This is a genomic window from Citrobacter sp. Colony219, assembly GCF_019382635.1.
Taxonomy (GTDB): domain Bacteria; phylum Pseudomonadota; class Gammaproteobacteria; order Enterobacterales; family Enterobacteriaceae; genus Citrobacter; species Citrobacter youngae.
In genome coordinates this window covers 3,222,551-3,248,895 of the sequence record NZ_CP080033.1, presented here as the reverse complement: position 1 = coordinate 3,248,895, position 26,345 = coordinate 3,222,551, and the positions used below count along the sequence as shown (strand labels likewise).

The window sequence follows — 26,345 nt, the reverse complement described above, 5'->3', positions numbered from 1 at the left end:
TAGAAGCTGTAAGTCATGCCAACCGTGTAACGACGACCATCAAGCACGGTGTCATAGGTCTCGTAATCAATCTGTTTATCCAGCACGTTATACACGCCAGCAGTAAGCAGTACATCTTTGGTCGCATAGTAACGCATACCGATATCGACCTGGGTATAGGAAGGGGTGCCTTGCGCCATGGAGGTACGGCTCAGGTATTCTGATGTTTTGCCACGCAGATTCAAACGGCTCCAGAAACCGATATCCTGCGTAGCCTGCCAGTCCAGCGTGGTGTTGAACATATGCTTCGGCATTTTGTTCAACGGCTGGCCCGAGAACTGACCGCTTTTCTGTTCAGATTCAGTGTAGGTATAGTTCGCTGTCCAGTTGATGTCGGAGGTCATCTTCCAACCGAAGGTGGATTCGACACCGCGCATATTGGCTTTATCAACGTTAACCCGATCGCTGACAAAGTCGTAATGAGTGCTGCCAATAGTACAAGCCGGATCGGCACTGCTGTTACAGCGACGGACTTCGGTAATTTTGTTTTTGAAGTCAGTATTGAACAGCGTGACACCCGCATTGAGGTCGTTGCCGTTATCCCACAGCAAACCGATCTCTTCGCTCAGGCTTTTTTCTGGTTTCAGATCCGGGTTGCCGACAATGATACCGTTCAGACGACCGCCACCGGTCACTTGCCCCCAGCTTGCGGATGACTGGCGCAGATCCGGTGCACGATAGCCCGCAGAAACTCCCCCTTTTAAGGTCCACTGATCGCTCAGGTGCCATACGCCATAGCCGCGCGGCGTCCAGTTGTCACCGTAGTTTTCATCTTTATCCATACGCAGACCGCCGGTCAGCGTGAAAGTATCGGTAACCGCCCATTCATCTTCGGCAAACAACGCCCAACTCCAGCGGGTCAATTTGTTCAGACCGTCAGCTGCTTGCAGTTGGTTGCCGTTATCGCGCAGTTTTTCATAACGGTATTGCCCGCCAACTGTCAGGGTGTGCGCCCCGAGGAAGACCTGGTTCTGGTTATTGAAGATCGTGTTGTAGGATTTCATCTGACGACCAGGGTTTTTGGTCTCTTCCTGCTGAACATAGCTGGTGCTGTTGAAATCGTCGTAATAACCGCTGTGGGTTAATGAATACGTTGTGTGTTCATAACGGTTGTAGCTTTTGCTGTTTGGCTTACAAACACCGTTACGGCAGTTTTCTGCCGCCATCGATTCGCCCGGTGTGCTGTTGCGATCCTGTAGTTCATGCGCGACATCGAAGTCGATGTCATTTTTATCATCCGGGGTGAAGTTGAGGGTGAGTCCGCCGTTGCGCAGGCGTTGTTCATTGTAACCATTGACTATCTTATCTTCTCCGCGATGGGAGAACAGCCCGGTCACTTTTGCGCCGAGTAGCCCGTCGATCAGTGGTCCGGACGCGTATGCATTTGTCTGGTAAAGGTCTCCGGAGTCCCGATCTTCCTGGAGGGTGGCATCACCATGCAGGGAGCCGGTCCAGGCTTTAGTATTCGAGACTTTTTTGGTGATCACGTTAATCACGCCGCCCATAGCGTCAGAGCCGTACAGAGACGACATCGGGCCGCGGATCACCTCGATACGCTCGATGGATTCCAGCGGCGGCAGCCAGCCTTGTTCAATACCTGAATTGTCGCTATTAGGACGTGTGCCACGGGTGCTGATGCGTTTACCGTTGACCAGGAAGAGCGTGTATTGCGAAGCCATACCGCGAATACTGATATCGCTGCTGCTCCCCCCGCCGGTCACAACAACACCAGGGACGTCTTTCAGTGCATCGGTCACATCGCGATACGCTTTATCTTCGATCTGCTGCTTGGTAATAACCGAAATGGAGGCGGGGGCATCCTGAATTTTTTGCTCAAACCCGGTGGCGGTGACGACCACGGTATCCTGGTCGGCGGCATAGACGAGTGATGGGAGACTTGCGACGCATACTGCGGCGGCTACAGCCTTAACGTGAGGTATAGTCATTTGTATCATTCCATTTAAATGAATCTAACTGCGTGTCATGTGAAAGGCCATGACAATTGTATGTATTTGTCTTTTAAGGACTCTTTTCAGTAAAGAAGCGGGGGGATTGTACAAAAGTATGAATTTTTGTAAACACAAATGATAATAGAAATCATTTGTATTCGATGTGTTTAGCATGGAAAATCTTTTTAATTCAGTGGGATAGTGGTGAAATAAAAAAGGAGAAAAAGTGAAGGAATGATGGAGAAATGAAGAGGGCTGACGCCCTCACTCAGGCGTTACTTCAGCAAATATTGGGCGTGGAAACGCAGATGATCTTCAATAAATGATGCAATGAAGTAGTAGCTATGATCGTAACCCGGCTGAATGCGTAATGTCATCGGCCATGCGGTTTGACGGGCCGTTTCGGCCAGCACTGCGGGTTGCAGTTGATCGGCGAGAAACTGATCGCTATCCCCCTGATCAATAAGCGTTGGGATCGCATCTGCGGGTTTACTGGCCAGCATCAGCGCACAGCTGTCCCATTCCGCCCACCGTGATTTATCCTCACCCAGGTAGGCGCTAAAGGCTTTCTCACCCCACGGTACGCGACATGGATTGACGATGGGGGCGAAGGCAGAAACGCTGGTGTATTTGCCAGGGTTTTTCAGTGCCATGATCAGTGCACCATGCCCCCCCATAGAGTGCCCGCTGATGGCGCAGCGATCGCTGACGTTAAACTGTGACTGAATGAGTGCCGGCAACTCGTCACGCATATAGTCATACATGCGAAAATGTGAGGCCCACGGTTGTTGCGTGGCATTGAGATAAAATCCGGCACCCTGGCCTAAATCGTAGCCTTCATCATTGGCGACCTGTTCGCCACGCGGGCTGGTATCAGGCATCACCAGAACGATGCCCAGTTCAGCCGCAATACGTTGTGCTCCGGCTTTAGTGGTGAAGTTTTCATCATTGCAGGTCAAACCTGACAGCCAGTACAGCACCGGAGGTGGGGTGTTATCCCGGGGGGGTGGAAGAAAAATACTGAAGGTCATGGTGCAATTTAGCGTGGTGGAGTCATGACGCCAGCGTTGTTGCCAGCCTTCAAAACAGCGGTGCTCTTCAAGCATTTCCATGCGTGGCTCCTTGTTGTGTTGAACCTGAATGTGTTTGCGAACTCACCATAATACAGATTATTCATTGCACTGTGAGTAACTTTCACTTCCGCATTGAGCAAACATACTTCATCATCTATATAACTTTACATTAACACTCGAATTCACCCGGTTGAACGACATATGAAATCTGTGTGCTAAAAGGCAGCACCAATTTCAATAATTATCGCGGTGAATACTGGATTATGTGCGCCGCCTCACGCACAATGTTCTGGCTGTGACACAGCCTAAAAACTTTGCCCCACGCAGGGCAGAGGCGCCCCACCTGCAGGAGAAAAAGAAATGTCATCACTCAGTAAAGAAGCGGCACTGGTTCATGAAGCGCTGGTCGCGCGTGGTCTTGAAACACCACTACGCCCGCCTGTGCAAGAGATGGATAATGAAACGCGCAAACGTCTTATCTCCGGTCATATGACCGAGATTATGCAATTGCTCAATCTTGATTTGAGCGATGACAGTCTGATGGAAACGCCACATCGCATCGCTAAAATGTATGTCGATGAGATTTTCTCCGGCCTCGATTACGCCAACTTCCCGAAAATCACCGTCATTGAAAATAAGATGAAGGTTGATGAGATGGTCACGGTTCGCGATATCACGCTGACCAGCACCTGCGAACATCACTTCGTCACGATTGATGGCAAAGCGACGGTGGCCTATATCCCGAAAGATTCGGTCATCGGTCTGTCGAAGATTAACCGCATTGTGCAGTTCTTCGCTCAGCGCCCGCAGGTCCAGGAACGCCTGACTCAGCAAATTCTCACCGCGCTGCAAACGTTGCTCGGGACGAATAATGTGGCGGTTTCAATTGATGCTGTGCATTACTGCGTGAAAGCGCGTGGTATTCGTGATGCGACCAGCGCTACCACCACTACCTCGCTTGGCGGATTGTTTAAGTCCAGCCAGAATACGCGTCAGGAATTCCTGCGCGCCGTACGTCACCACAACTGATCAGGGCAGGGGCCATGGAGCGTAATGTCACGCTGGATTTTATTCGTGGCGTCGCCATCCTCGGCATCCTGCTTCTCAATATTAGCGCCTTTGGTCTGCCAAAGGCGGCCTATCTGAATCCTGCCTGGTACGGCAACATTACCCCGTCAGATGCCTGGACCTGGGCCGTGCTTGATCTCTTCGCGCAGGTGAAATTCCTCACGTTATTTGCGCTGCTGTTTGGCGCGGGTCTGCAGATGCTGCTACCGCGAGGCAAACGTTGGATCCAGTCACGACTCACTTTGCTGGTTCTGCTGGGGTTTATTCACGGTTTGCTGTTCTGGGATGGCGATATCCTGCTGGCGTATGGCCTGATTGGGCTGATTTGCTGGCGGTTGGTTCGCGATGCCCCTTCCGTCAAAAGTCTGTTTAATACCGGCGTGTTGCTCTATCTGGCGGGCGTTGGTGTGCTGTTGCTGCTGGGATTTATCTCCGGAAGTGAGACCAGTCGGGCCTGGACACCGGATGCTTCTGCGTTGCTGTATGAGAAATACTGGAAGGTGAACGGCGGTATGGAAGCGGTCAGCAATCGCGTAGATATGATGTCCAATAGCTTGCTGGCGTTGGGTGCGCAGTACGGCTGGCAACTGGCGGGGATGATGCTGCTGGGCGCGGCATTGATGCGCAGCGGTTGGCTGAAAGGGCAGTACAGTTTGCAGCACTATCGACGTACCGGCGCGTTATTGGTCATTATTGGGATGGCGATTAACCTGCCTGCTATCGTTGCGCAGTGGCATCTGGACTGGGCCTACCGCTGGTGTGCTTTCCTGTTACAAGCCCCGCGAGAGCTGGGCGCGCCGTTGCAGACCATTGGTTACGCTGCGCTGATGTTCGGTTTCTGGCCGCAGCTTAGCCGTTTAAAATGGGTCATTGCCATAGCCTGCGTTGGGCGCATGGCGCTAACCAACTATTTGTTACAAACCTTAATTTGCACCACGCTGTTTTATCAATTCGGCTTATTTATGAAATTCGACCGGCTGGAGTTGCTGTATTTCGTCATTCCGGTCTGGGCCGTTAACCTGCTTTTCTCCGTCATTTGGTTGCATTTTTACCGGCAAGGCCCGGTAGAATGGCTATGGCGTCAATTGACCCTGCGTGCGTCAGGGACATCATTACCGCGAACATCCAGATAACGATCTGGATCACATTCATTAACAAAATGGATGTAAGCGCTTTCATTCCTGTGACATCACTCACGCAGTCCGTTTCGTTGTGCTGACAAAATACCCAGCCTGGGGTGTCTGCGGGTAACCGCATCTTAAACAGGGTAGTGAATATGGTAACCATCCGTGATGTGGCACGACAGTCTGGCGTTTCTGTCGCGACTGTTTCCCGCGTACTGAACAACAGCGCGCTGGTGAGTCCCGATACGCGTGAAGCGGTAATGAAGGCGGTCACTCAGCTCGGCTATCGACCGAATGCCAACGCGCAAGCGCTGGCGACGCAGGTGAGCGACACGATTGGCGTTGTGGTGATGGATGTTTCAGACGCATTTTTTGGCGCGCTGGTAAAAGCCGTGGATATGGTTGCTCAACAGCATCAGAAGTACGTCCTGATTGGCAACAGCTACCATGAGGCTGAAAAAGAACGTCATGCCATTGAGGTACTGATTCGTCAGCGTTGTAACGCACTGATTGTTCACTCGAAAGCGTTGAGCGATCGCGAGCTGGCCGGGTTCATGGATCAGATCCCTGGCATGGTGCTGATCAACCGCATTGTGCCGGGCTATGCGCATCGTTGCGTCTGTCTGGATAATATTAGCGGGGCTAAAATGGCAACCCGTATGTTGCTGAATAATGGGCATCAACGTATTGGTTACCTGGCATCAAGTCACCGCATTGAGGACGATGCAATGCGTAAAGAAGGGTGGCTAAGTGCCCTGAAAGAACAGGGGGTTACCCCGGCAGACAGTTGGATAGGTACCGGTTCACCGGATATGCAGGGCGGAGAGTCCGCAATGGTGGAACTGCTGGGACGTAACCTGCAACTGACGGCAGTCTTCGCTTACAACGACAATATGGCCGCTGGCGCGCTAACGGCCCTAAAAGACAACGGCATCGCCATTCCATTACATCTATCTATCATTGGTTTCGACGATATTCCTATCGCACGTTACACTGACCCGCAGCTGACAACGGTGCGCTATCCCATTGCTTCTATGGCAAAAATGGCCACTGAGCTTGCGCTACAAGGCGCAGCGGGAACGCTGGATCCTGACGCAACACATTGCTTTATGCCGACGCTGGTGCGACGTCATTCTGTGGCTTTGCGGCAGAATGCGGCACCGATCACTAACTGATAATGTCGGGCTATGTAACCGCTTTCAATATGTGAGTAAATTCACAGTATCTTAACAATGCGATAGCTATGATGACACTGTTTGCTGCGCTGTAACTACTATGTAACGGTGAATAATCACTTTCATCGAGGTATAGGCGTCTTAAACAACAATTAAAGCCTGTTTTTGGAGCGTTGCCAGACACGGAAGAAATATTTTTAAAAGTGAGCTTCGGCGTTCAGTAACACTTCAGTAACGTTCTGCCTGCCGAGCATTTATCTCAAGCACTACCCTGCATAATAAAACCGGAGATACCATGAATAAGAAGGTGTTGACCCTGTCTGCTGTAATGGCAAGCATGTTATTCGGCGCGGCTGCGCACGCTGCTGATACCCGCATTGGTGTGACTATCTATAAATATGACGATAACTTTATGTCCGTGGTACGTAAGGCTATTGAAAAAGATGCCAAAGCGGCGCCGGATGTACAGTTGCTGATGAATGACTCGCAAAACGATCAGTCCAAACAGAACGATCAGATCGACGTGTTGTTGGCAAAAGGCGTTAAAGCACTGGCTATCAACCTGGTTGACCCGGCAGCAGCAGGAACGGTCATTGAAAAAGCACGCGGTCAGAACGTACCGATTGTGTTCTTCAACAAAGAGCCTTCCCGTAAAGCGCTGGACAGCTATGACAAAGCCTATTATGTCGGTACCGACTCTAAAGAGTCCGGGATTATTCAGGGTGACTTGATTGCCAAGCACTGGGCCGCTAACCCGAACTGGGATCTGAACAAAGATGGCAAAATTCAGTTTGTTCTGCTGAAAGGCGAACCGGGACACCCGGATGCCGAAGCTCGTACGACCTACGTAATTAAAGAGCTGAACGATAAAGGCATCAAAACTGAACAACTGCAGTTAGATACTGCAATGTGGGATACCGCTCAGGCGAAAGATAAGATGGATGCGTGGATGTCCGGTCCTAACGCAAACAAAATCGAAGTGGTTATCGCCAACAACGATGCGATGGCAATGGGCGCAGTTGAAGCGCTGAAAGCACACAACAAAACCAGCGTCCCGGTATTTGGCGTCGATGCGCTGCCTGAAGCCCTGGCTCTGGTGAAATCTGGCGCTATGGCCGGTACCGTGCTGAACGATGCTAATAACCAGGCGAAAGCCACCTTTGATCTGGCGAAAAACCTGGCTGATGGCAAAGGCGCGGCAGACGGCACCAACTGGAAAATTGAGAACAAAATTGTTCGCGTTCCATATGTAGGTGTCGATAAAGATAATCTGGCAGAGTTCACCAACAAATAAATACTCCGTCTGTGGGCGCAATTTCATTGCGCCCTTAATTGCGCACTCTGCAAGGCCAACAAGGTATAATTATGGTCAGCACTAATACTCAGTCGTCAGGCGAATACTTGTTGGAAATGAGCGGCATCAACAAGTCCTTTCCCGGCGTTAAGGCTCTTGATAATGTCAATTTAAAAGTCCGCCCACATTCTATTCATGCTCTGATGGGCGAGAATGGCGCTGGAAAGTCAACATTATTAAAATGTCTTTTTGGGATCTATCAAAAAGATTCCGGTAGTATTTTATTTCAGGGTAAAGAAATCGATTTTCATTCTGCTAAAGAAGCGCTTGAGAATGGTATTTCAATGGTACATCAGGAATTAAACCTGGTATTACAACGTTCTGTAATGGATAACATGTGGCTGGGGCGCTATCCCACCAAAGGTATGTTTGTCGATCAGGAAAAAATGTACCGCGATACCAAAGCGATATTTGATGAACTGGATATTGATATCGATCCGCGTGCGCGCGTCGGCACATTATCCGTTTCACAAATGCAGATGATTGAAATTGCGAAGGCGTTCTCCTATGACGCCAAAATCGTCATCATGGATGAACCAACGTCATCGTTAACCGAGAAAGAAGTTAACCATCTGTTCACCATCATCCGTAAGCTGAAAGAGCGTGGATGCGGTATTGTTTATATTTCTCACAAAATGGAAGAAATATTTCAACTGTGTGATGAAATTACCGTACTGCGTGATGGTCAATGGATTGCGACCCAGCCGCTGGAAGGGCTGGATATGGATAAGATCATCGCTATGATGGTAGGGCGTTCACTGAACCAACGTTTCCCGGATAAAGAGAACAAGCCGGGAGAAGTGATTCTGGAAGTGCGTAACCTGACTTCTCTGCGTCAGCCGTCGATTCGTGATATCTCTTTTGATCTCCATAAAGGGGAAATTCTCGGCATTGCCGGCCTGGTTGGCGCGAAACGCACCGATATTGTTGAAACGTTGTTTGGCATTCGTGAGAAATCATCGGGCACGATTACGCTCCACGGCAAAAAAATCAATAACCACAGCGCGAATGAAGCGATTAACCATGGTTTTGCGCTGGTCACCGAAGAGCGTCGCTCAACCGGTATTTATGCCTATCTGGACATTGGTTTTAACTCGCTAATCTCCAATATCCAGAACTATAAAAATAAAGTCGGCCTGCTGGATAATTCCCGCATGAAGAGCGATACCCAGTGGGTAATTGACTCGATGAGGGTAAAAACGCCAGGGCATCGTACGCAAATAGGTTCGCTTTCTGGTGGTAATCAGCAAAAGGTGGTCATTGGCCGTTGGTTGTTAACGCAGCCTGAAATCCTGATGCTGGATGAACCTACACGCGGTATCGATGTCGGCGCGAAATTTGAGATTTATCAGTTGATTGCTGAACTGGCGAAAAAAGGAAAGGGGATCATTATTATTTCCTCTGAAATGCCGGAGTTGTTAGGTATTACCGATCGTATTCTGGTGATGAGCAATGGCCTCGTCGCTGGAATTGTTGAAACCAAAACCACAACGCAAAACGAAATCCTCCGTCTTGCGTCTTTGCACCTTTAAGATTAGGGGCTCCTCATGAGTGCGTTAAATAAGAAAAGTTTTCTTACTTATCTGAAAGAAGGCGGAATTTACGTTGTTCTTTTGGTTTTGCTGGCGATTATTATTTTCCAGGATCCCACTTTCTTAAGTTTACTGAACCTGAGTAATATTCTGACGCAATCCTCGGTGCGTATTATTATCGCATTGGGCGTAGCCGGGCTGATTGTTACCCAGGGGACCGACCTGTCTGCAGGGCGTCAGGTCGGGCTGGCGGCGGTTGTGGCGGCAACCCTGCTGCAGTCGATGGAGAACGCCAACAAGGTGTTCCCGGAAATGGCGACGATGCCAATCATCGTGGTGGTGCTGATTGTCTGCGTGATTGGTGCCATTATCGGTCTGGTGAACGGTATTATCATTGCTTACCTGAACGTGACGCCATTTATTACCACCCTCGGTACGATGATTATCGTTTACGGGATCAACTCCCTGTACTACGACTTCGTCGGCGCATCGCCAATTTCTGGCTTTGACAGCGGGTTCTCAACCTTTGCGCAGGGCTTTATTGCGCTGGGCAGTTTCCGACTCTCCTACATTACTTTCTATGCCTTGATTGCCGTGGCCTTTGTATGGGTGCTGTGGAACAAGACCCGTTTTGGTAAAAATATTTTCGCTATCGGCGGTAACCCTGAAGCGGCGAAAGTGTCCGGGGTAAACGTCGCGCTGAACCTGCTGATCATCTATGCGTTGTCTGGCGTGTTCTATGCTTTTGGTGGTTTGCTCGAAGCTGGGCGTATTGGCTCGGCGACCAACAACCTCGGCTTTATGTATGAGCTGGATGCGATTGCCGCGTGCGTGGTTGGCGGCGTGTCGTTTAGCGGCGGGGTAGGAACCGTGTTTGGCGTGGTGACCGGTGTGATTATCTTCACCGTCATCAACTACGGTCTGACCTACATCGGCGTGAACCCTTACTGGCAGTATATTATCAAGGGCGGCATCATCATCTTCGCGGTCGCGCTGGATTCACTGAAATACGCGCGTAAGAAGTAATCGTACAATGTAAAAAGCCCGGTGCAGCGCAATCTGCACCGGGCTTTTTTGTCAGCGTTACAACGTTAACGCATGTTCTTTCTCGCCGGGTTTAAATTTCACCTCGCCCAGATCAATACAGGCTACCGGGCAAACGTGACCGCACAATAAGCATCCCACACATTTTTCCGTATTGCAGTGCGGTGTACGGGTTTCCTCATTCCATTCCATCGCCTGATGCCCACCGTCGTAACAGGAGATGTAGCAGCGCCCACAGCCAACGCATTTATCCAGATGGATGTTCGGATAAACGATGTAGCTACGGTCAAGCTCCTCGGCGGGGATGATATTACTATTAGCAAGCCCCACCATCTCCTCCAGTGAATCAAACCCTTGATCGGCGAGGTAATGTGACAGCCCGCTGATCATGTCCTCCACAATCCGATAGCCATACTGCATGATCCCGGTGGTCACCTGCAGCGTGGCCGCGCCTAACAGTAAAAACTCGGCGGCATCTTCCCAGGTCTCAATTCCCCCGATGCCGCTAATCGGGAAATCGCGCAGTTCGGGATGCGTGCGCAACTGTTGGATAAATCGCAGGGCGATAGGCTTGACGGCCTTGCCGGAGTAGCCGGAAATACTGGATTTACCGTTGACGACCGGCATCCCGATTTTCCTGTTCAGGTCGATATTAGTGATGGATTTAACCGTATTGATGGTCGCGATACCGTCCGCACCTCCGCGTTTTGCCGCCAGCGCCACCTCACACATATCACCAATATTCGGCGTCATTTTAGCCAGCATTGGCAGAGACGAGCCGCGTTTCACTGCCCGACAATATTTTTCAACCAGCTCAGGGCTTTGTCCTACATCGCTGCCCATAGCATGCGAGGTCATTTGCGGGCATGAGAAGTTACACTCGATCATGTCGGCACCTGCCTCTTCAACCAGGCGGGCCAGTTCCTGCCACTGTTCTTCGTTTTCACCCATGATCGACGCAATCAGGACCTTATCCGGGTAGTCCTGTTTCAGTCGGCGAATTGCGGCCAGATTCTCCTCCAGTGGATGCTCGGCAATTTGCTCCATGTTTTTGAAGCCAATAAAGCCGGTATCTTCTTTGGTCAGATGGTCAAAGCGCGGGGAGACTTCATTGGCAATAAAGAAACCGATCGTTTTAAAAACAATACCGCCCCAGCCGCTATCATAGGCTTTGGCGCACATCTCATAGCAGTTGCCTACCGGAGAAGAAGAGAGGCAGAACGGGTTGGGAAATTTGACGCCGCAAAAGGTAATAGAAAGATCTTTCGTTAACATGAGCAAGCTCCCTCTAAATAGTGATGAATGGCCTGAGCGGCTTCTTTTCCGGTTTTCACGGCGTATACAACGGTTTTATCGCCTTTAACAATATCGCCCGCGGCAAACATAACCGGATCGGCGGTTTGGTAATTGTGCGTATCGATAAGATTGCGCTGTGGCTTTAACGCGGCAAAATCATCAAGCTGCGCATGTTGACCGACGGCAAGAATAATATGTTCGGCTTCAAACGAGAGTTCTCCTGGCAGGCGTACGTGCTTAAAGGTTACGCGATTTCCACTAACCGCCACAGGCGTGAAACCGTCAATAATTGATACCCCTAATGCCTGGGTGCTGTTGAACTCTTTGTCGCTGGCCGGGAAATCAGCGAGTTCTTCACGCGCCACACAGGTGACTGACGGGCAGCCCAGCAGCTTCAACGTACTGGCGACATCCATCGCCACATCGCCGCCACCGATGATCAATGCACTTTTTGCGACGGTAATATCGCCGCTGGCTTGTCGGGCGCGCTGCAGGAAATCGACGGCAATTTCAACGTGATTCGCTCTCTCAAACAGAGGTAACGTTGAACCATAAGACATCCCTACGGTAACCAGTACAGCGCGATATTCAGCTTTGAGTTGCTCAATGGAAAGGGCATGGCCAACTTCGCAATTGCACGTGATGGTCACTCCCATTTCAATGATACGGGCAATTTCATGATCCAAAACCGAATGCGGCAAACGAAACTCTGGGATGCCATAGCGCAACCAGCCGCCTGGCTGAGCCTGTTTTTCGAAGATGGTTACGTCATAACCAAGATTGCTCAGCGTTACGCTGGCCTGTAATCCTGCCGGACCTGCACCGATAATGGCGACCTTACCCAGCGTTTTTGTTGCCGGCTGATAGATTTTCATCGCGGTTTGCTGTTCAAAATCGGTAATAAAGCGCTGCAGACGCGCGATATCGATAGGTTTATCAATTCCTGAACGCGTACACCCGCGCTGGCATAATTTTTCGGTTGGGCAAACTCGAGCGCACACCGCACCGAGCGCATTATTTTCGCGGATAGTTTCAGCCGCGCCTTTAAAATTGCGGAAATAAATGGAACGAATAAATTTCCCCGGGTCGGTTTGCGCCGGGCAATCCTGGCTACAAGGGGCATCGTGACATAATAAACAGCGGGAAGCCTCTTTTATGGCTAATAAAGGGGTAAAAGCAGGCGTGAGCTCATCCAGATAATTTTGTTGTGGCATATTTTCTTCCTTAATGCTTGAGTAAATTAAGGCAAACCGTTAATAACAAAATATAAAAAGTGAAAGGCTATTCTTAAGGCTAAGCACTGCAGGAAGAGTATTCTGTGAAAGGATTCACAAATAGAAGATAGTTTGAGGGAAATGCTGGCGGGCAGCATTAATCCCTTATATTGAAATGGTAACCATTATCATAATATTAGCTATTCTCAAGTGCTAATATAACGGTAATCTCTTTAGCGATAAAAGACTAAATAAATAACCATACCGAAAGATAAACATCCGCATCCGGCATAAACTAATACATAAGACCAGAACTGTAATGGGGCTTCATTCCGGTAGGCATAAACCGGCTCACGCGCATTCTTCTTAATTTTATCTACCGCGCCAGTACGCCAGCCTTTCCAGGCTTCACGGAAACAAAAGAGGGGAATGAGCAGAAAGGCCAATACGACGAAGAGAGTTTGTACATCCATGCTTATTTTCCTTGTTTCTTTTGTAATTCGAGTAATTGTTCTGCAGTGACTGCCGGATATCCCTGAGCATCGTCAGGTACCTGATGCATGGTCGGGATGGGCACCAGCGGACCTAAAAAACGTGGCTCGCGTTTAAAAAGGTAGAGATCGGCCAGCGCACCAAAGCGAGCACCGAATTCGCGCACCCGCACGGTAAGCATATCTTTTGGCGAAGGTACCGCATAACACTGGGCCTGAATCCCCATATGTAGCGCAATAAACAACGCTCGCTCACAGTGGAATCGCTGGGTAATGATAATGAAATCGTTGGTATCGAATACTTTGCGGGTGCGTACAATCGAATCAAGCGTACGGAAGCCTGCGTAATCAAGCACGATGTCAGCGGGATCGACGCCCGCGGCAATCAAGTCTTTACGCATCGTCATCGGTTCGTTATAGCTTTGCTGCGCGTTGTCGCCGCTAAGTAGCAGATAGTTTACTTTGCCGCTGTTATACGCATTTAATGCGCCCTGAATTCGGTAGCGATAATACTGATTGATGACGCCGGTACGGTAGTATTTTGCCGTGCCGAGGACAACGCCAACCTGACGGTAGGGGAGATCCTGTAATTCGTCATAGATGTAGGGGGCCGTCTTCCAGCTCATCCATCTGTCGAGTCCAAGCACAGTCAACAGCAGCAAGCCTACCAGGACTAACAGGCTGTAAAACACGCGCTTTAACATGCAGAAAACTCGTTATTTGGATGGAATTTCAATCAGGCTACTGTACCCAACGGCGGAGCGCAAGAAACAGCAGTCTGATTGAGGGGATTTTAGACATTCTGCGTATTGCCGGATGGCGGTGTAAACACCTTATCCAGCCTACGAACTGGCGTTATTGAAACCATTAACCGAGTAGTACGCGCTCGATATTGTCGCAGCCCAGCGCATTCAGAGTGGCAGATGTCGCGTCCCACTGGATAAGCGCCGCATCCGCTTTTTCTGCCAGCACCGCACGTTGAATGTCCGGATAGTCGTAACCGTTCAGACTCAGCAGGTTTAATGCACCCTGCAACGGTGGCAGCGTTGGGTTGAAGGCGGCGTTTTCAGCATAACTGCCGCTGAAAATTTGACCATCCTTACACTCCAGCGCCACGCCGCTCGGGGATTTGCTGTACGGCATGTGGCATCTGTTGGCGGCGGCAATCGCCGCCTGGGTCAGCGCATCGCCTTGCAGCGCGAAGCCGTGATCCTGGTCATCCATCAACAGCGTTTTGATGTCGAGATCTTTTGGCCCAAAAGCGTCCGGCAGATAGTCGCGTAGTGCGTGTGGTTCACGCCCAGGCAGGTGAATACGTAAATCCAGTCCGCTGTTCAGCTCATTCATAAACTGACGGCAGTGCCCGCAAGGGGTGTAGTTGACGGTAATCGCAGCGAGTCCTTTTTCGCCACGTAACCAGGCATGGCTGATGGCGCTCTGCTCGGCGTGAACGGTTTGCTGCATTGTGGCACCAAGAAACTCCATATTCCCACCGAAATACCAGGTTCCGCTGATACCTCGTGAGATTGCGCCAACGTTGAAGTTGGACAGCGGAGTACGCGCGCAGGCCGCAGCTAAAGGCAGCAGGGCGAATGCCAGCGCGTCTTCGTCCAGTCCCGATTCGCGTTTCAGCAATGAAACCTGCTCAGCCGTCAGCATGGCGGGGAAATGTACATCCGCCAGAATAGGGGCCAGGACTGATTGCAAGTTATCCGCGAGTTGGGCAAAAGCAGTTTGAAAACGTGGATGCATGGCGTTGCCTCATAACAATGTAATGGAACCGTAGTTTACGGGCCTGATAGGGCTTTATATGTGATCCAAATCTCATTGTTTATGCAACTGATGAAACTTAAATGAAAAATGTGCAACGCATCGCAAATAAACAGCTTAAAAATGCAGATTAGCCAACCACTGCCAGGATAACCGGGAACAGGAATGGGGCAACCAATGAGGTAATAATCCCGCAAATCACCAGCGCCAGTGAGCTAAACGCGCCTTCCTGGTAGTCCAGTTCTGCACAACGAGCCGTGCCCAGGGCGTGCGAAGCGGTGCCCATGGCCAGCCCACGAGCGGCCTTGGTGCGAATACGCATCGCATTAAGCAGGGTATGGCCAAATACGGCGCCGAGGATACCGACAAAAATGACGCACACAGCGCTGATTGCCGGAATACCACCAATACTGCCACCCACAGCCATAGCAATAGGCGTGGTTACCGATTTAGGCATAATAGACGCGGCAATTTGCGGTGATGCGCCCATCAACAAAGCGATTGTTGTACCTGTTACCATCGCCACAACGCTCCCGGCAAAACAGATAGCAATGATTGATTTCCAGCGGGCACGGATTTGGTGCAGCTGCTCATATAACGGATAGGCTAGCGCGACGACAGCAGGTTGCAGTAAATCGTTCAGCACCTCGCTGCCTTTGAAGTAGTGATCGTAGGGGATACCGGTCAGCATCAGAAAGGGAATAATCACCACCATGGCGACCAGCAACGGGTTCAATAGCGGCATTTTAAATCGCGCTGCCAGCTTACGTGCAGCAAAAAATACCGCCAGGGTGAGGGGTAACGACCACCAGATATACGACATCATTGTTTAGACCCTTTTTGGCCAACGATTTTGCGTTCGCCGTGAACAATGTGCGAGCTCCAGCTCACTACCAGGAATACGACCAGTGTACTGATGGTGCAGGACACCACGACCGGACCAAATTGTGCGCGTAGCAAGTCAAAGTACTGCATGATCCCCACGCCAATCGGGACAAACAGCAGGGCCATGTAACGAATCAGTACGTAGCACCCTGGGTTTACCCATTTTGCTGGTAAGATCTGTAATGCCAGTAATACAAACAGAATCAGCATGCCGATAATGCTGCCTGGAATCGTTATAGGCAGCAGTGATGCAAGAAAAATACCTGCGTAGAGGCAGGCATAAATGAGGACGAATGCGCGTAAATATTGCCAGATAATGTTCAGTGACTTGCTCATAATTGAAACCCTTGACGAGACTGATTCATCATACAATTAAACTTTAAAACGTGCTACCGATCACATCATGAATTCTAAGCATAGTGGAAATAGATATCAGGAACATCAGGCAATGCCCCCAATCAGCATAACCAAATCTGTGCCCGGCGCTGAGACGCTTTAATCTCCTGCATAGAGACGTTACCATAGCGCCTCTCTTTTTTGCGGGTAACAATATGCGTGTTTTACTGGCGCCGATGGAAGGCGTGCTCGACTCACTGGTGCGCGAGCTGCTGACTGAAGTAAATGATTATGATCTCTGTATCACCGAATTTGTTCGCGTGGTAGATCAACTACTGCCGGTAAAAGTCTTTCACCGCATTTGCCCTGAACTGCTTAACGCCAGCCGCACGACATCTGGTACGCCGGTGCGTATACAACTGCTGGGGCAGTATCCGCAGTGGCTGGCAGAAAATGCAGCCCGCGCGGTTGAGCTGGGTTCGTATGGCGTCGATCTAAATTGTGGATGCCCGTCGAAACTGGTGAATGGCAGCGGCGGCGGCGCAACGTTACTGAAGGACCCTGAGCTGATTTACCGTGGCGCTAAGGCCATGCGTGATGCGGTTCCGGCCCATTTACCGGTGACGGTAAAAGTGCGTCTGGGCTGGGACAGCAGTGACAGGCAATTCGAAATTGCTGATGCCGTCCAGCAGGCCGGTGCCAGCGAGTTGGTGGTACACGGTCGAACCAAAGAACAGGGCTATAAGGCCGAGTACATTAACTGGCAGGCCATTGGCGAGATTCGCCAGCGTCTCAATATCCCGGTTATCGCGAATGGTGAGATCTGGGACTGGCAAAGCGCACAGGACTGTATGGCCATCAGCGGATGCGATGCCGTCATGATCGGGCGCGGTGCGCTTAATATCCCGAATTTGAGTCGCGTGGTGAAATATAATGAACCGCGTATGCCATGGCCTGAAGTCGTGACGTTACTGCAAAAATATACCAGACTGGAAAAACAAGGTGATACCGGGCTGTATCATGTGGCGCGTATCAAACAGTGGCTGGGCTATCTTCGTAAAGAATATGTTGAAGCGACAGAACTGTTTCAGGAAATTCGGGCTTTGAATAATTCACCGGATATTGCACGCGCGATTCAGGCCATCACAAGTGTTGCCTGATTTATTGCCGGATGGCGGCAATTTGTTCAACCGATGGACCCCATTCATCCAAACCTGGTTTTATCTTTAATCCCCCCCTGGCTGAGCGGCGCGGTATAAATAGGATGTTCAGCGGAGAAAACCAGCATTCCGCACGGTATTAATGATTGGTAAATGGTTTGCAATAATCGCTCTATATCGTGCAAATAATGCAGTGCCAATGAGCTAAATCAAGAATATTTTTTCCCTGTAGGGGAGGGAACATGGCTTGTATTGTTGGCCACTCTGGTGCGCCGTCGAGTCCCTTTACTGAACGATCCAGCGTGGCATATCCGGCAAAGAATGTCGGGTCATCATAGATATTTTGTGACATTACGCCTCCATTTATAATTTATTGGAATTATTTTGACAGAACCATTTGCCATGTATATGTTTCTTTATTATGTGATTTTATTTCAAAAGATGTATTGCCACGCGTAACTAAAAAAGAGAATGCGGTAAGTCGTACTCTCTGTGCATCTTTTCTTACCTGTATATTCCCATGAATCGTAACTCTGTTCTTGTTGCAACGGCATGTTTGCCGCTGCTTATTTTGATGGTCGGTTGTGCACCTATGCATGACAATCGTCAATCGCTGTCACAGCAGACGCCCGCTGTGAACGTTGACTCCGCGTTGCCCGCGGCATTAAAAAATGGTTGGCCGGACAGCCAATGGTGGAAGGCGTATCACGATCCACAGCTGAATGCGTTGATTGACAGCACCCTGAAGAATTCTCCAGACATGCAGGTAGCAGAACAGCGCATTCAACTGGCAGAAGCGCAGGCTAAAGCGGTTAAGGCGCAGGATGGTCCAGAAGTTGATTTTTCCGCAGACGTTGAACGTCAAAGAATGTCGGCAGAAGGTTTAATGGGACCGTTTGCCATTACCGATCCTGCTGCAGGCACGACCGGGCCGTGGTACACCAATGGAACCTTTGGTTTAACCGCAGGCTGGAACCTGGATCTGTGGGGTAAAAACCGGGCTGAAGTGGCGGCGCGTATTGGCGAGGTGAAAGCGCGTGAGGCTGAACGTGAGCAAACTCGCCAGTTATTGGCGAGCGGCGTATCGCGTTTGTACTGGGAGTGGCAGACACAGGCGGCGCTTAAAACCGTGCTGACGCAGATTAAAACCGAGCAACAGAACGTCATCACCGTCGATCGTCAACTGTATCAAAACGGGATTACCTCTTCTGTCGAAGGTGTTGAAACGGATATCGATTCCAGTAAAACGGAGCAGCAGCTGAACGATGTCAGCGGCAAAATGAAGGTGATAGAGGCGCGGCTGAGCGCACTGACCAACTCGCAATCTTCCGTCATGAAGCTTAAAGCAACGACGCTACCGGCGGTAGAAAGCCAGCTACCGTCACAGCTTGGTTATTCGCTGCTGGCCCGCCGCCCTGATTTACAGGCCGCACATTGGTACATCGAGTCATCGCTGAGCAGCATTGATGCGGCAAAAGCGGCATTCTATCCGGACGTTAACCTGATGGCGTTTTTACAGCAGGATGCGCTGCATCTGAGCGATTTATTCCGCCATTCCGCACAGCAGATGGGCGTGACGGCTGGACTGACGCTGCCTATTTTTGATAGCGGCAGACTGAATGCGAATCTCGATATCACGAAAGCGCAGAGTAACCTGACGGTGGCAAATTACAACAAGGCAGTGGTCGATGCGGTGAATGACGTGGCGCGTGCGGCATCACAGGTAGAAACGCTGGCGCAGAAGAACCAGCATCAGCAGCAAATTGAACATGACGCACAGCGCGTCGTGGGGCTTGCGCAGGCACGATATAGCGCCGGTATTATTGCGGGTTCCCGGGTTAGCGAGGCCAAAATTCCGGCATTACGCGAACAGCTTAATGGTCTGGTTCTGCAGGGACAGTGGCTGGATGCTTCTATACAGCTGACCAGCGCACTGGGCGGCGGTTACCGCGCCTCCTGATAGTCTGACCCGGCAGAAGCCTCTGTCGGGTCAATTTGCGTGTTCTTTGCGTTTACTTCGCCGTTTCATCCACCAGCGGGCAGCCACTACAACGCCGATAACCAGAACCAACCACACCCCATGTTTAATATGCTGGTCGAGGCTATGCAACCATGGGGCAATCACTTCACCGCCCACATAGCCGAGCGTGGTAAACAGCAATGCCCAGACAAACGCCCCCAGGATATTCAGTGGGATGAAAATCTTCGGTGGCAGGTGGCTGGCCCCAATCAGCAACGGGCCAATGACGCGAAAACCGTACATAAAGCGCGTGCCGACCACAAACAGGTAGGGACGCCGTTGGATCATCTTCTGCGCGTAGTGGATTTTTGCCCGATGACGCGAGAAACGACGTAAGATTTTGCCGCCAAAACGACGCCCAAGTAAGAAGAGTAACTGATCGCCAATCATCCCACCCAACGCGACGGAGAGTACCACCAGCGGAAATTTAAGAATTCCCTGATGCGCAGCAACACCGCCTAGCAAGGTAATGGTTTCGCCTTCGGCAAGGCTGCCAATAATCAGCGCCGCATAGCCGTATTGCTCAACATAATGCGTTATATCCATACGTTGTATGACCTCCACGTTCCATAGCATACACCCAGTGAATAGTTCATGCCGGAAAAGCAGCAACTCAGCGTATCGGTATTTTTCATGTGTACATAAAATAATCAAAAGCTGAATTATACTTGAAGTGTTGAGGTCCGGAGCTGACAAGAAGGGGGCGGTATGAACCATGTCTGGGGGCTGTTTTCCCATCCCGATCGTGAAATGCACGTGATCAACAGCGAAAACGAAAGTGTTTCGCATCACTATACCCACCATGTACTGCTGATGGCGGCAATCCCGGTGATTTGTGCGTTTATTGGCACCACGCAAATTGGCTGGAATTTTGGCGACGGCAATATACTGAAGTTATCCCTGTTTACCGGATTTGCGATGGCAATTCTGTTTTACGGCGTGATGCTGGCGGGTGTGGCCATCATGGGCAGAGTTATCTGGTGGATGGCGCGTAATTACTCGCGACGCCCGTCGCTGGCGCATTGTATGGTCTTTGCCGGATATGTTGCCACGCCGCTGTTTTTAAGCGGGCTGGTGGCGCTGTATCCGCTGGTCTGGCTGTGTGCGCTCGTGGGAACCATCGCGCTGTTTTACACCGGCTATTTACTCTATCTCGGTATTCCAACGTTCCTGAATATCACTAAAGAAGAAGGGCTGAGCTTTTCCAGTTCAACGCTGGCGATTGGCGTGCTGGTGCTGGAGGTTCTGCTGGCGATTACGGTGATCCTGTGGGGTTACGGGTACCGATTGTTCTAGGCGTACAACCTGTCTGTGCTGCGTTGTTGGCGTAAAAGTCAGCAACGCAGCATTTCGAGATGATTCTTCTGTAGCGGCAAACCTGCCGGATCGCTATGATGCCAGAGCTAGCCTGAGATAATCCTTATTTCAGGCGGTGTGCGTTGTGACGTGCGTGAACCATTATCAGAAACCTCATCATGCTGAAATTCCGAGTTTCATTATTAAGTCTTGCCCTGGTGCTGGCTGTTCCTTTTGCACCCCAAGCCGTAGCGAAAACGGCGACTACTGCAGCGGCATCTCAACCTGAGATTGCTTCTGGTAGTGCGATGATTGTTGATCTGAATACCAACAAAGTTATCTATTCGAACCACCCGGACCTCGTGCGTCCGATTGCGTCGATTACCAAATTAATGACGGCGATGGTGGTGCTTGATGCACGACTGCCGCTGGATGAAAAACTGAAAGTTGACATCAGTCAGACGCCGGAAATGAAAGGCATCTACTCTCGTGTGCGTCTGAACAGTGAGATCAGTCGTAAGAATATGCTGCTACTGGCGCTGATGTCCTCAGAAAACCGCGCAGCGGCAAGCCTGGCGCACCACTATCCGGGCGGTTATAACGCATTTATCAAGGCGATGAATGCGAAGGCGAAGTCGTTGGGAATGACCCAGACGCGCTTTGTGGAACCGACCGGGTTATCGATTCATAACGTCTCGACGGCGCGTGATTTAACTAAACTGCTGATTGCCAGCAAGCAGTATCCGCTGATTGGTCAGTTGAGTACGACGCGTGAAGACATGGCGACCTTTGCTAATCCGGCTTATACGTTGCCGTTCCGTAACACCAACCATCTGGTGTACCGTGATAACTGGAACATTCAGCTCACCAAAACTGGGTTTACTAATGCCGCTGGTCACTGCCTGGTGATGCGTACGGTTATTAATAACAAGCCGGTAGCGCTGGTGGTCATGGATGCCTTTGGCAAATATACCCACTTTGCTGATGCCAGTCGTTTACGCACCTGGATCGAAACCGGCAAGGTGATGCCTGTTCCGGCCGCGGCGCTGAGCTATAAAAAGCAAAAAGCCGCACAGATGGCGGCAGCGGGTTCAGCGACAGGTGAGCAAACCGCGCAAAACGATTAAACCGTAGGCCGGGCAAGCGAAGCGCCCCCGGCAACGTGCCCGATGGCGCTTACGCTTATCGGGCCTACGATTCTTTCCAGTACTTCTGCTTACTGGTTTTGCCAATACCTGGATTCATACTGTTGGTCGGGTCGTTTTCGCGATAAAAACGCGTCAATGTTTCTGGTGCTTTATACAGATGCCCCACGTTATGTTCTGCAGGGTATTGTGCCCCGCGCTCACGCAGTAACACTAGCATTTGCTCTTTCAGTTCGTGAGCATCCACACCTTTCTTCACGATGTAATCCTGATGGAAGACATAGCACATAAAGTGGCCGTAATAGAGTTTGTGCACCAGTTTGCTGTCTATTTCCGGCGGYAGRTGCTCATACCATTCGGTATCGTTACGACGCAGCGCAATATCCAGCGCCAGAATATCTTCCACTTCATCCGCATGGACGGCCTGATATCGAATGGCCGCGCCCGCCGCTGCGAAGCGGTGCAAAAATGCCTTGCTACCTTCTTCCGGCGTACAGGCAAAGAAATCACCTTCGGCGGTTTTGAAAAACTCAGTCAGCCAGCTTTGTGCTTCAGCTACACCGCCACCGGCCATTTTTAACAGCAGGTGATGTTCGTATTTATCACGCCAGCTTTTCATCCGTGCCGGTAAATGGCTGGGGAATAAATGGCCAAACTTCTGCATCGCCCGGTCGGTAAAGTGCGGGCGGAAAATTTTCACTTTTTCCAGCATCGCATCGGTGCGGCCTTTCAGCGTAAAGAAAAACGGCATTTTGTCAGTGCCGAGTTTGTCGATCATCAGAAACGTATCTTTGCCATAGGTTTCGGCGATGTCATAGATATCGCGGTGCATATATTCACCCGCGACCGGCAGATGTTCAAATTTGGCCAGAATATGACGACGGATTTCTGTCAGCACTTCTGGCTGGTTGGTACCGATATAAAATACCTGCTGGTTTTTCTCAGCCTCAAAGGTATCCAGGCGCACGGCGAACACCGCAAGCTTTCCGGCGCAACCAGAAGATTCAAACAAACGCTCAGGGTCTGCGTTATAGCGTGCCGGCGTATCGGCCTCAATATCTCTGACGCGGGTGACGTAATCATGATCGTGTGCATGACGCCCATCGTGCTGGACATCATCATCTTTGATCCGCTCGTCATCAAGTTTGCTCAGGATCTGCTCCGGAGTCTGACCCAGCTCGATACCCAGATGGTTGACCAGCTGCAATTTACCTTGTTCGTCAATGCGTGCAAACAGCGACATCTCGGTATATGCCGGACCACGTTGCACCAGCGATCCGCCAGAGTTGTTGCAGATACCGCCGATCACGGAAGCACCGATACAGGAAGAGCCRATCACCGAATGCGGYTCACGGCCAAAMGGYTTSAGCGCCTTTTCCAGCGAATAMAGYGTSGTRCCSGGATAAGCCAGCACCTGTTCACCGTTGCCGATGACGTGCAGCTTATCGAGGCGCAGAGTGCTGATGATAACGATGTCGCGATCGTAATCATTGCCGCTAGGCGTAGAGCCTTCGGTCAGACCGGTATTGGCAGCTTGCATCAGGATTATTTTGTCAGCCGAGACGCAGGCGTTGAGGACACGCCACAGCTCTAATAGCGAGCCAGGGAATACGACGGCGAGCGCATCGCCCTGGCCCGAGCGGAAGCCTTTACGATAACGGGCAGTTTTGGCCGGTTCGGTGAGCAGGTGTGAATGGCCGACCAGTCGGGTCAATTCAGTCAGAAACGCTTTATTATCAATTGTTGTAATGGAAGACATTCTCCACTCCTTGTGGTGGGACTCAATATCAGGAACAAGCATAGCGCTATGTATGACAATACGCTTTCTCATTCGCATTGTCTCTGTGTTGTATCCCACTGATTCATGCTGGTTTTGAAAATTCAGAGAATATCCTTAGCTTTCTTCCCCACTCCCGTTTAGGCTTACGGCAAGCTGCGGTTTTTGTTATATTTTCGCTGCCTCGTCGGGTAGAAATTAAGAGAGAATCAACATGAAATGGCTATGTTCTGTAGGTGTCGCTGTGGGCCTGGCGTTGCAACCAGTGTTGGCGGACACCTTGTTTGGTAACCATCCACTGACGCCTGAAGCGCGGGATGCGTTTGTGACCGATTTACTCAAACAGATGACCGTGGATGAGAAAATCGGGCAATTGCGGTTGATAAGCGTCGGACCTGATAATCCGAAAGAAGCCATCCGCGAGATGATCAAAGATGGGCAGGTTGGGGCGATTTTTAACACCGTCACGCGCCAGGATATCCGTAAGATGCAGGATCAGGTCATGGAACTTAGCCGCCTGAAAATCCCTCTCTTTTTCGCCTATGACGTGCTGCACGGTCAACGTACCGTGTTCCCGATAAGTCTCGGCCTGGCATCCTCTTTTAACCTTGATGCGGTCAGAACCGTTGGCCGTATTTCTGCGTATGAAGCCGCAGACGATGGTCTGAATATGACCTGGGCGCCGATGGTCGATGTCTCCCGCGATCCGCGTTGGGGCCGTGCATCCGAAGGTTTTGGTGAAGATACGTATTTAACCGCCACGATGGGCAAAACCATGGTGGAAGCGATGCAGGGGAAAAGCCCGGCCGACAGGTATTCAGTGATGACCAGCGTCAAGCACTTCGCTGCTTATGGCGCCGTTGAGGGCGGAAAAGAGTACAACACTGTGGATATGAGTCCGCAGCGTTTATTCAACGACTATATGCCGCCATACAAGGCCGGACTGGATGCCGGTAGCGGTGCGGTGATGGTGGGGCTTAATTCATTGAATGGGACGCCCGCCACCTCTGATGCCTGGCTGCTAAAAGACGTGCTGCGTGATGAATGGGGCTTTAAGGGTATTACCGTTTCCGATCACGGCGCGATTAAGGAACTGATTAAGCACGGTACCGCCTCCGATCCTGAAGATGCGGTGCGTGTGGCGATCAAGTCCGGCATCAATATGAGTATGAGCGATGAGTATTACAGTAAGTATCTGCCGGGGCTGATTAAGTCGGGCAAGGTTACGATGGCGGAACTCGATGATGCCGCGCGTCATGTACTGAATGTAAAATATGATATGGGGCTGTTTAATGACCCGTACAGTCATCTGGGGGCCAAAGAATCTGACCCACAGGACACCAACGCGGAAAGCCGTTTGCATCGCAAAGAGGCGCGTGACGTGGCGCGTGAAAGTCTGGTATTGCTGAAAAACCGTCTGGAAACGTTGCCGCTGAAAAAATCCGCCACCGTGGCAGTCGTCGGTCCGTTGGCCGACAGCAAGCGTGATGTGATGGGCAGTTGGTCCGCTGCCGGTGTTGCCGATCAGTCGGTAACGGTACTGACTGGGATTAAAAATGCCGTCGGTGATAAGGGCAAAGTGCTGTACGCCAAAGGGGCGAATATCACCAACGACAAAGGCATTGTCGATTTCCTCAATCTGTATGAAGAGGCGGTGAAGGTTGACCCGCGCTCGCCGCAGGCGATGATCGATGAAGCCGTGAACGCAGCGAAGCAGTCTGACGTGGTGGTTGCGGTAGTCGGCGAAGCGCAGGGTATGGCGCATGAAGCTTCCAGCCGCACCGATATCACTATTCCACAGAGTCAGCGTGACCTGATTGCCGCGCTGAAAGCAACCGGTAAACCACTGGTGCTGGTGCTGATGAACGGTCGTCCGCTGGCGTTGGTTAAAGAAGATCAACAGGCCGATGCGATCCTCGAAACCTGGTTTGCCGGGACGGAAGGCGGTAACGCCATCGCCGATGTGCTGTTTGGTGATTACAACCCGTCAGGTAAACTGCCGATGTCTTTCCCGCGCTCTGTCGGACAGATCCCGGTCTATTACAGCCATCTCAATACCGGTCGCCCGTATAATGCGGACAAGCCGAACAAGTACACGTCGCGCTACTTTGATGAAGCGAATGGTCCGTTGTATCCCTTTGGCTATGGTCTGAGCTACACCACGTTCACGGTTTCTGATGTGAAGCTCTCCTCCCCAACGATGAAGCGTGACGGGACCGTGACGGCCAGCGTGCAGGTGACCAACACCGGCAAGCGCGAAGGTGCAACGGTTATTCAGATGTATTTGCAGGATGTGACCGCTTCAATGAGTCGTCCGGTCAAACAGCTGAAAGGTTTTGAGAAAGTGAACCTCAAGCCAGGTGAAACCCAGACCGTCAGCTTCCCGATAGACATTGAAGCGCTGAAGTTCTGGAATCAGCGTATGCAATACGATGCCGAACCGGGCAAGTTTAACGTCTTTATCGGCGTGGATTCTGCCAGAGTGAAGCAGGGCGAATTTGAGCTGCTGTAATTGATTAGCGAATAAAGGCCGGGTTTCCGGCCTTTATCTTTAGGCGTACGCGCCGCGTCTGCTTCTTATTTCTCATCACGTTACG

Annotated in this window: 22 protein-coding genes and 1 pseudogene; 11 read left to right on the top strand and 12 right to left on the bottom strand. The window is 50.9% G+C overall.

The genetic code is table 11. The annotated features are described in order from the left end of the window. Both JTI85_RS14705 and fghA read right to left on the bottom strand, forming a co-directional pair. The coding region (locus JTI85_RS14705; RefSeq protein WP_115601778.1) for a ligand-gated channel protein at nucleotides 1-1,985 on the bottom strand (1,985 nt) is incomplete at its 3' end. 278 nt (nucleotides 1,986-2,263) lie between these two features. After that, nucleotides 2,264-3,100, bottom strand: coding sequence for an S-formylglutathione hydrolase (gene fghA / locus JTI85_RS14700; RefSeq protein ID WP_048211168.1), 837 nt, complete (start codon nucleotides 3,098-3,100; stop codon nucleotides 2,264-2,266). A 321-nt stretch (nucleotides 3,101-3,421) separates the two neighbouring features. On the opposite strand from fghA, the gene folE reads away from it, so the two are divergent. From folE to mglC, 6 genes are all read left to right on the top strand, one after another. After that, nucleotides 3,422-4,090, top strand: coding sequence for a GTP cyclohydrolase I FolE (gene folE, locus JTI85_RS14695; protein WP_003027410.1), 669 nt, complete (start codon nucleotides 3,422-3,424; stop codon nucleotides 4,088-4,090). 14 nt (nucleotides 4,091-4,104) lie between these two features. Next, nucleotides 4,105-5,262, top strand: coding sequence for a DUF418 domain-containing protein YeiB (yeiB, locus tag JTI85_RS14690; RefSeq protein WP_061068164.1), 1,158 nt, complete (start codon nucleotides 4,105-4,107; stop codon nucleotides 5,260-5,262). Nucleotides 5,263-5,405: 143 nt separating this feature from the next. Then, nucleotides 5,406-6,428 carry an HTH-type transcriptional regulator GalS gene (gene galS / locus JTI85_RS14685; protein WP_061068163.1) on the top strand — a complete coding sequence of 341 codons (1,023 nt, stop codon included), beginning with the start codon at nucleotides 5,406-5,408 and terminating at the stop codon, nucleotides 6,426-6,428. A 295-nt stretch (nucleotides 6,429-6,723) separates the two neighbouring features. Beyond that, complete coding sequence (gene mglB, locus JTI85_RS14680; protein WP_003027399.1) at nucleotides 6,724-7,722, top strand: galactose/glucose ABC transporter substrate-binding protein MglB; 999 nt, start codon at nucleotides 6,724-6,726, stop codon at nucleotides 7,720-7,722. Nucleotides 7,723-7,793: 71 nt separating this feature from the next. Continuing rightward, nucleotides 7,794-9,314, top strand: a complete 1,521-nt coding sequence (gene mglA, locus JTI85_RS14675; protein ID WP_048211171.1) for a galactose/methyl galactoside ABC transporter ATP-binding protein MglA — start codon at nucleotides 7,794-7,796, stop codon at nucleotides 9,312-9,314. 15 nt (nucleotides 9,315-9,329) lie between these two features. Further along, nucleotides 9,330-10,340, top strand: coding sequence for a galactose/methyl galactoside ABC transporter permease MglC (mglC, locus tag JTI85_RS14670; protein ID WP_003027393.1), 1,011 nt, complete (start codon nucleotides 9,330-9,332; stop codon nucleotides 10,338-10,340). 57 nt (nucleotides 10,341-10,397) lie between these two features. Here the strand turns inward: mglC and preA are convergent, their stop codons facing one another. The 7 genes from preA to JTI85_RS14635 form a co-directional block, all read right to left on the bottom strand. After that, entirely contained in the window at nucleotides 10,398-11,633 is a 1,236-nt protein-coding gene (gene preA, locus JTI85_RS14665) for an NAD-dependent dihydropyrimidine dehydrogenase subunit PreA (RefSeq protein WP_061068161.1), read from the bottom strand. Beyond that, nucleotides 11,627-12,868: an NAD(P)-dependent oxidoreductase gene (locus JTI85_RS14660; RefSeq protein ID WP_219351672.1), complete on the bottom strand. Its 1,242-nt coding sequence runs from the start codon at nucleotides 12,866-12,868 to the stop codon at nucleotides 11,627-11,629. Before JTI85_RS14660 ends, preA begins: the two co-directional genes overlap by 7 nt. 233 nt (nucleotides 12,869-13,101) lie before the next feature. After that, nucleotides 13,102-13,341: a DUF2542 family protein gene (locus tag JTI85_RS14655; RefSeq protein ID WP_048211174.1), complete on the bottom strand. Its 240-nt coding sequence runs from the start codon at nucleotides 13,339-13,341 to the stop codon at nucleotides 13,102-13,104. Nucleotides 13,342-13,343: 2 nt separating this feature from the next. Beyond that, nucleotides 13,344-14,063: an outer membrane permeability protein SanA gene (gene sanA / locus JTI85_RS14650; RefSeq protein WP_048211175.1), complete on the bottom strand. Its 720-nt coding sequence runs from the start codon at nucleotides 14,061-14,063 to the stop codon at nucleotides 13,344-13,346. Between the two features lie 163 nt (nucleotides 14,064-14,226). Continuing rightward, on the bottom strand, nucleotides 14,227-15,111 hold the full coding sequence (gene cdd, locus JTI85_RS14645; RefSeq protein ID WP_061068159.1) for a cytidine deaminase: 885 nt from the start codon (nucleotides 15,109-15,111) through the stop codon (nucleotides 14,227-14,229). Between the two features lie 148 nt (nucleotides 15,112-15,259). Then, nucleotides 15,260-15,955 carry a CidB/LrgB family autolysis modulator gene (locus tag JTI85_RS14640; RefSeq protein WP_048211176.1) on the bottom strand — a complete coding sequence of 232 codons (696 nt, stop codon included), beginning with the start codon at nucleotides 15,953-15,955 and terminating at the stop codon, nucleotides 15,260-15,262. Further along, a complete protein-coding gene (locus tag JTI85_RS14635) occupies nucleotides 15,952-16,350 on the bottom strand; it encodes a CidA/LrgA family protein (RefSeq protein WP_005129194.1) in 399 nt (132 codons plus the stop codon). Before JTI85_RS14635 ends, JTI85_RS14640 begins: the two co-directional genes overlap by 4 nt. Before the next feature lie 215 nt (nucleotides 16,351-16,565). Here JTI85_RS14635 and dusC point away from each other — a divergent pair, with 215 nt between their 5' ends. After that, nucleotides 16,566-17,510: a tRNA dihydrouridine(16) synthase DusC gene (gene dusC / locus JTI85_RS14630; RefSeq protein WP_048211177.1), complete on the top strand. Its 945-nt coding sequence runs from the start codon at nucleotides 16,566-16,568 to the stop codon at nucleotides 17,508-17,510. 74 nt (nucleotides 17,511-17,584) lie between these two features. On the opposite strand, the pseudogene JTI85_RS14625 reads toward dusC, so the two are convergent. Then, a pseudogene (locus JTI85_RS14625) lies at nucleotides 17,585-17,862 on the bottom strand (SAM-dependent methyltransferase); the annotation flags it as partial. A 168-nt stretch (nucleotides 17,863-18,030) separates the two neighbouring features. Here JTI85_RS14625 and mdtQ point away from each other — a divergent pair. Further along, nucleotides 18,031-19,470 carry a multidrug resistance outer membrane protein MdtQ gene (gene mdtQ, locus JTI85_RS14620; RefSeq protein WP_048211178.1) on the top strand — a complete coding sequence of 480 codons (1,440 nt, stop codon included), beginning with the start codon at nucleotides 18,031-18,033 and terminating at the stop codon, nucleotides 19,468-19,470. A 30-nt stretch (nucleotides 19,471-19,500) separates the two neighbouring features. Here mdtQ and JTI85_RS14615 read toward each other — a convergent pair whose 3' ends face one another. Further along, entirely contained in the window at nucleotides 19,501-20,076 is a 576-nt protein-coding gene (locus JTI85_RS14615; protein ID WP_048211179.1) for a DedA family protein, read from the bottom strand. Between the two features lie 162 nt (nucleotides 20,077-20,238). Between JTI85_RS14615 and JTI85_RS14610 the strand changes: the two genes are divergently transcribed. Next, the gene (locus JTI85_RS14610; RefSeq protein ID WP_005129189.1) at nucleotides 20,239-20,826 is read left to right on the top strand and encodes a Yip1 family protein; all 588 of its coding nucleotides are present in this window, start codon (nucleotides 20,239-20,241) and stop codon (nucleotides 20,824-20,826) included. Between the two features lie 179 nt (nucleotides 20,827-21,005). Beyond that, nucleotides 21,006-21,953, top strand: coding sequence for a D-alanyl-D-alanine endopeptidase (pbpG, locus tag JTI85_RS14605; RefSeq protein WP_048211180.1), 948 nt, complete (start codon nucleotides 21,006-21,008; stop codon nucleotides 21,951-21,953). 64 nt (nucleotides 21,954-22,017) lie between these two features. Here pbpG and dld read toward each other — a convergent pair whose 3' ends face one another. Further along, a complete protein-coding gene (gene dld, locus JTI85_RS14600) occupies nucleotides 22,018-23,730 on the bottom strand; it encodes a D-lactate dehydrogenase (protein ID WP_101741576.1) in 1,713 nt (570 codons plus the stop codon). Nucleotides 23,731-23,962: 232 nt separating this feature from the next. Here dld and bglX point away from each other — a divergent pair, with 232 nt between their 5' ends. Further along, on the top strand, nucleotides 23,963-26,260 hold the full coding sequence (gene bglX, locus JTI85_RS14595) for a beta-glucosidase BglX (protein ID WP_219351671.1): 2,298 nt from the start codon (nucleotides 23,963-23,965) through the stop codon (nucleotides 26,258-26,260). Nucleotides 26,261-26,345 lie beyond the last annotated feature (85 nt).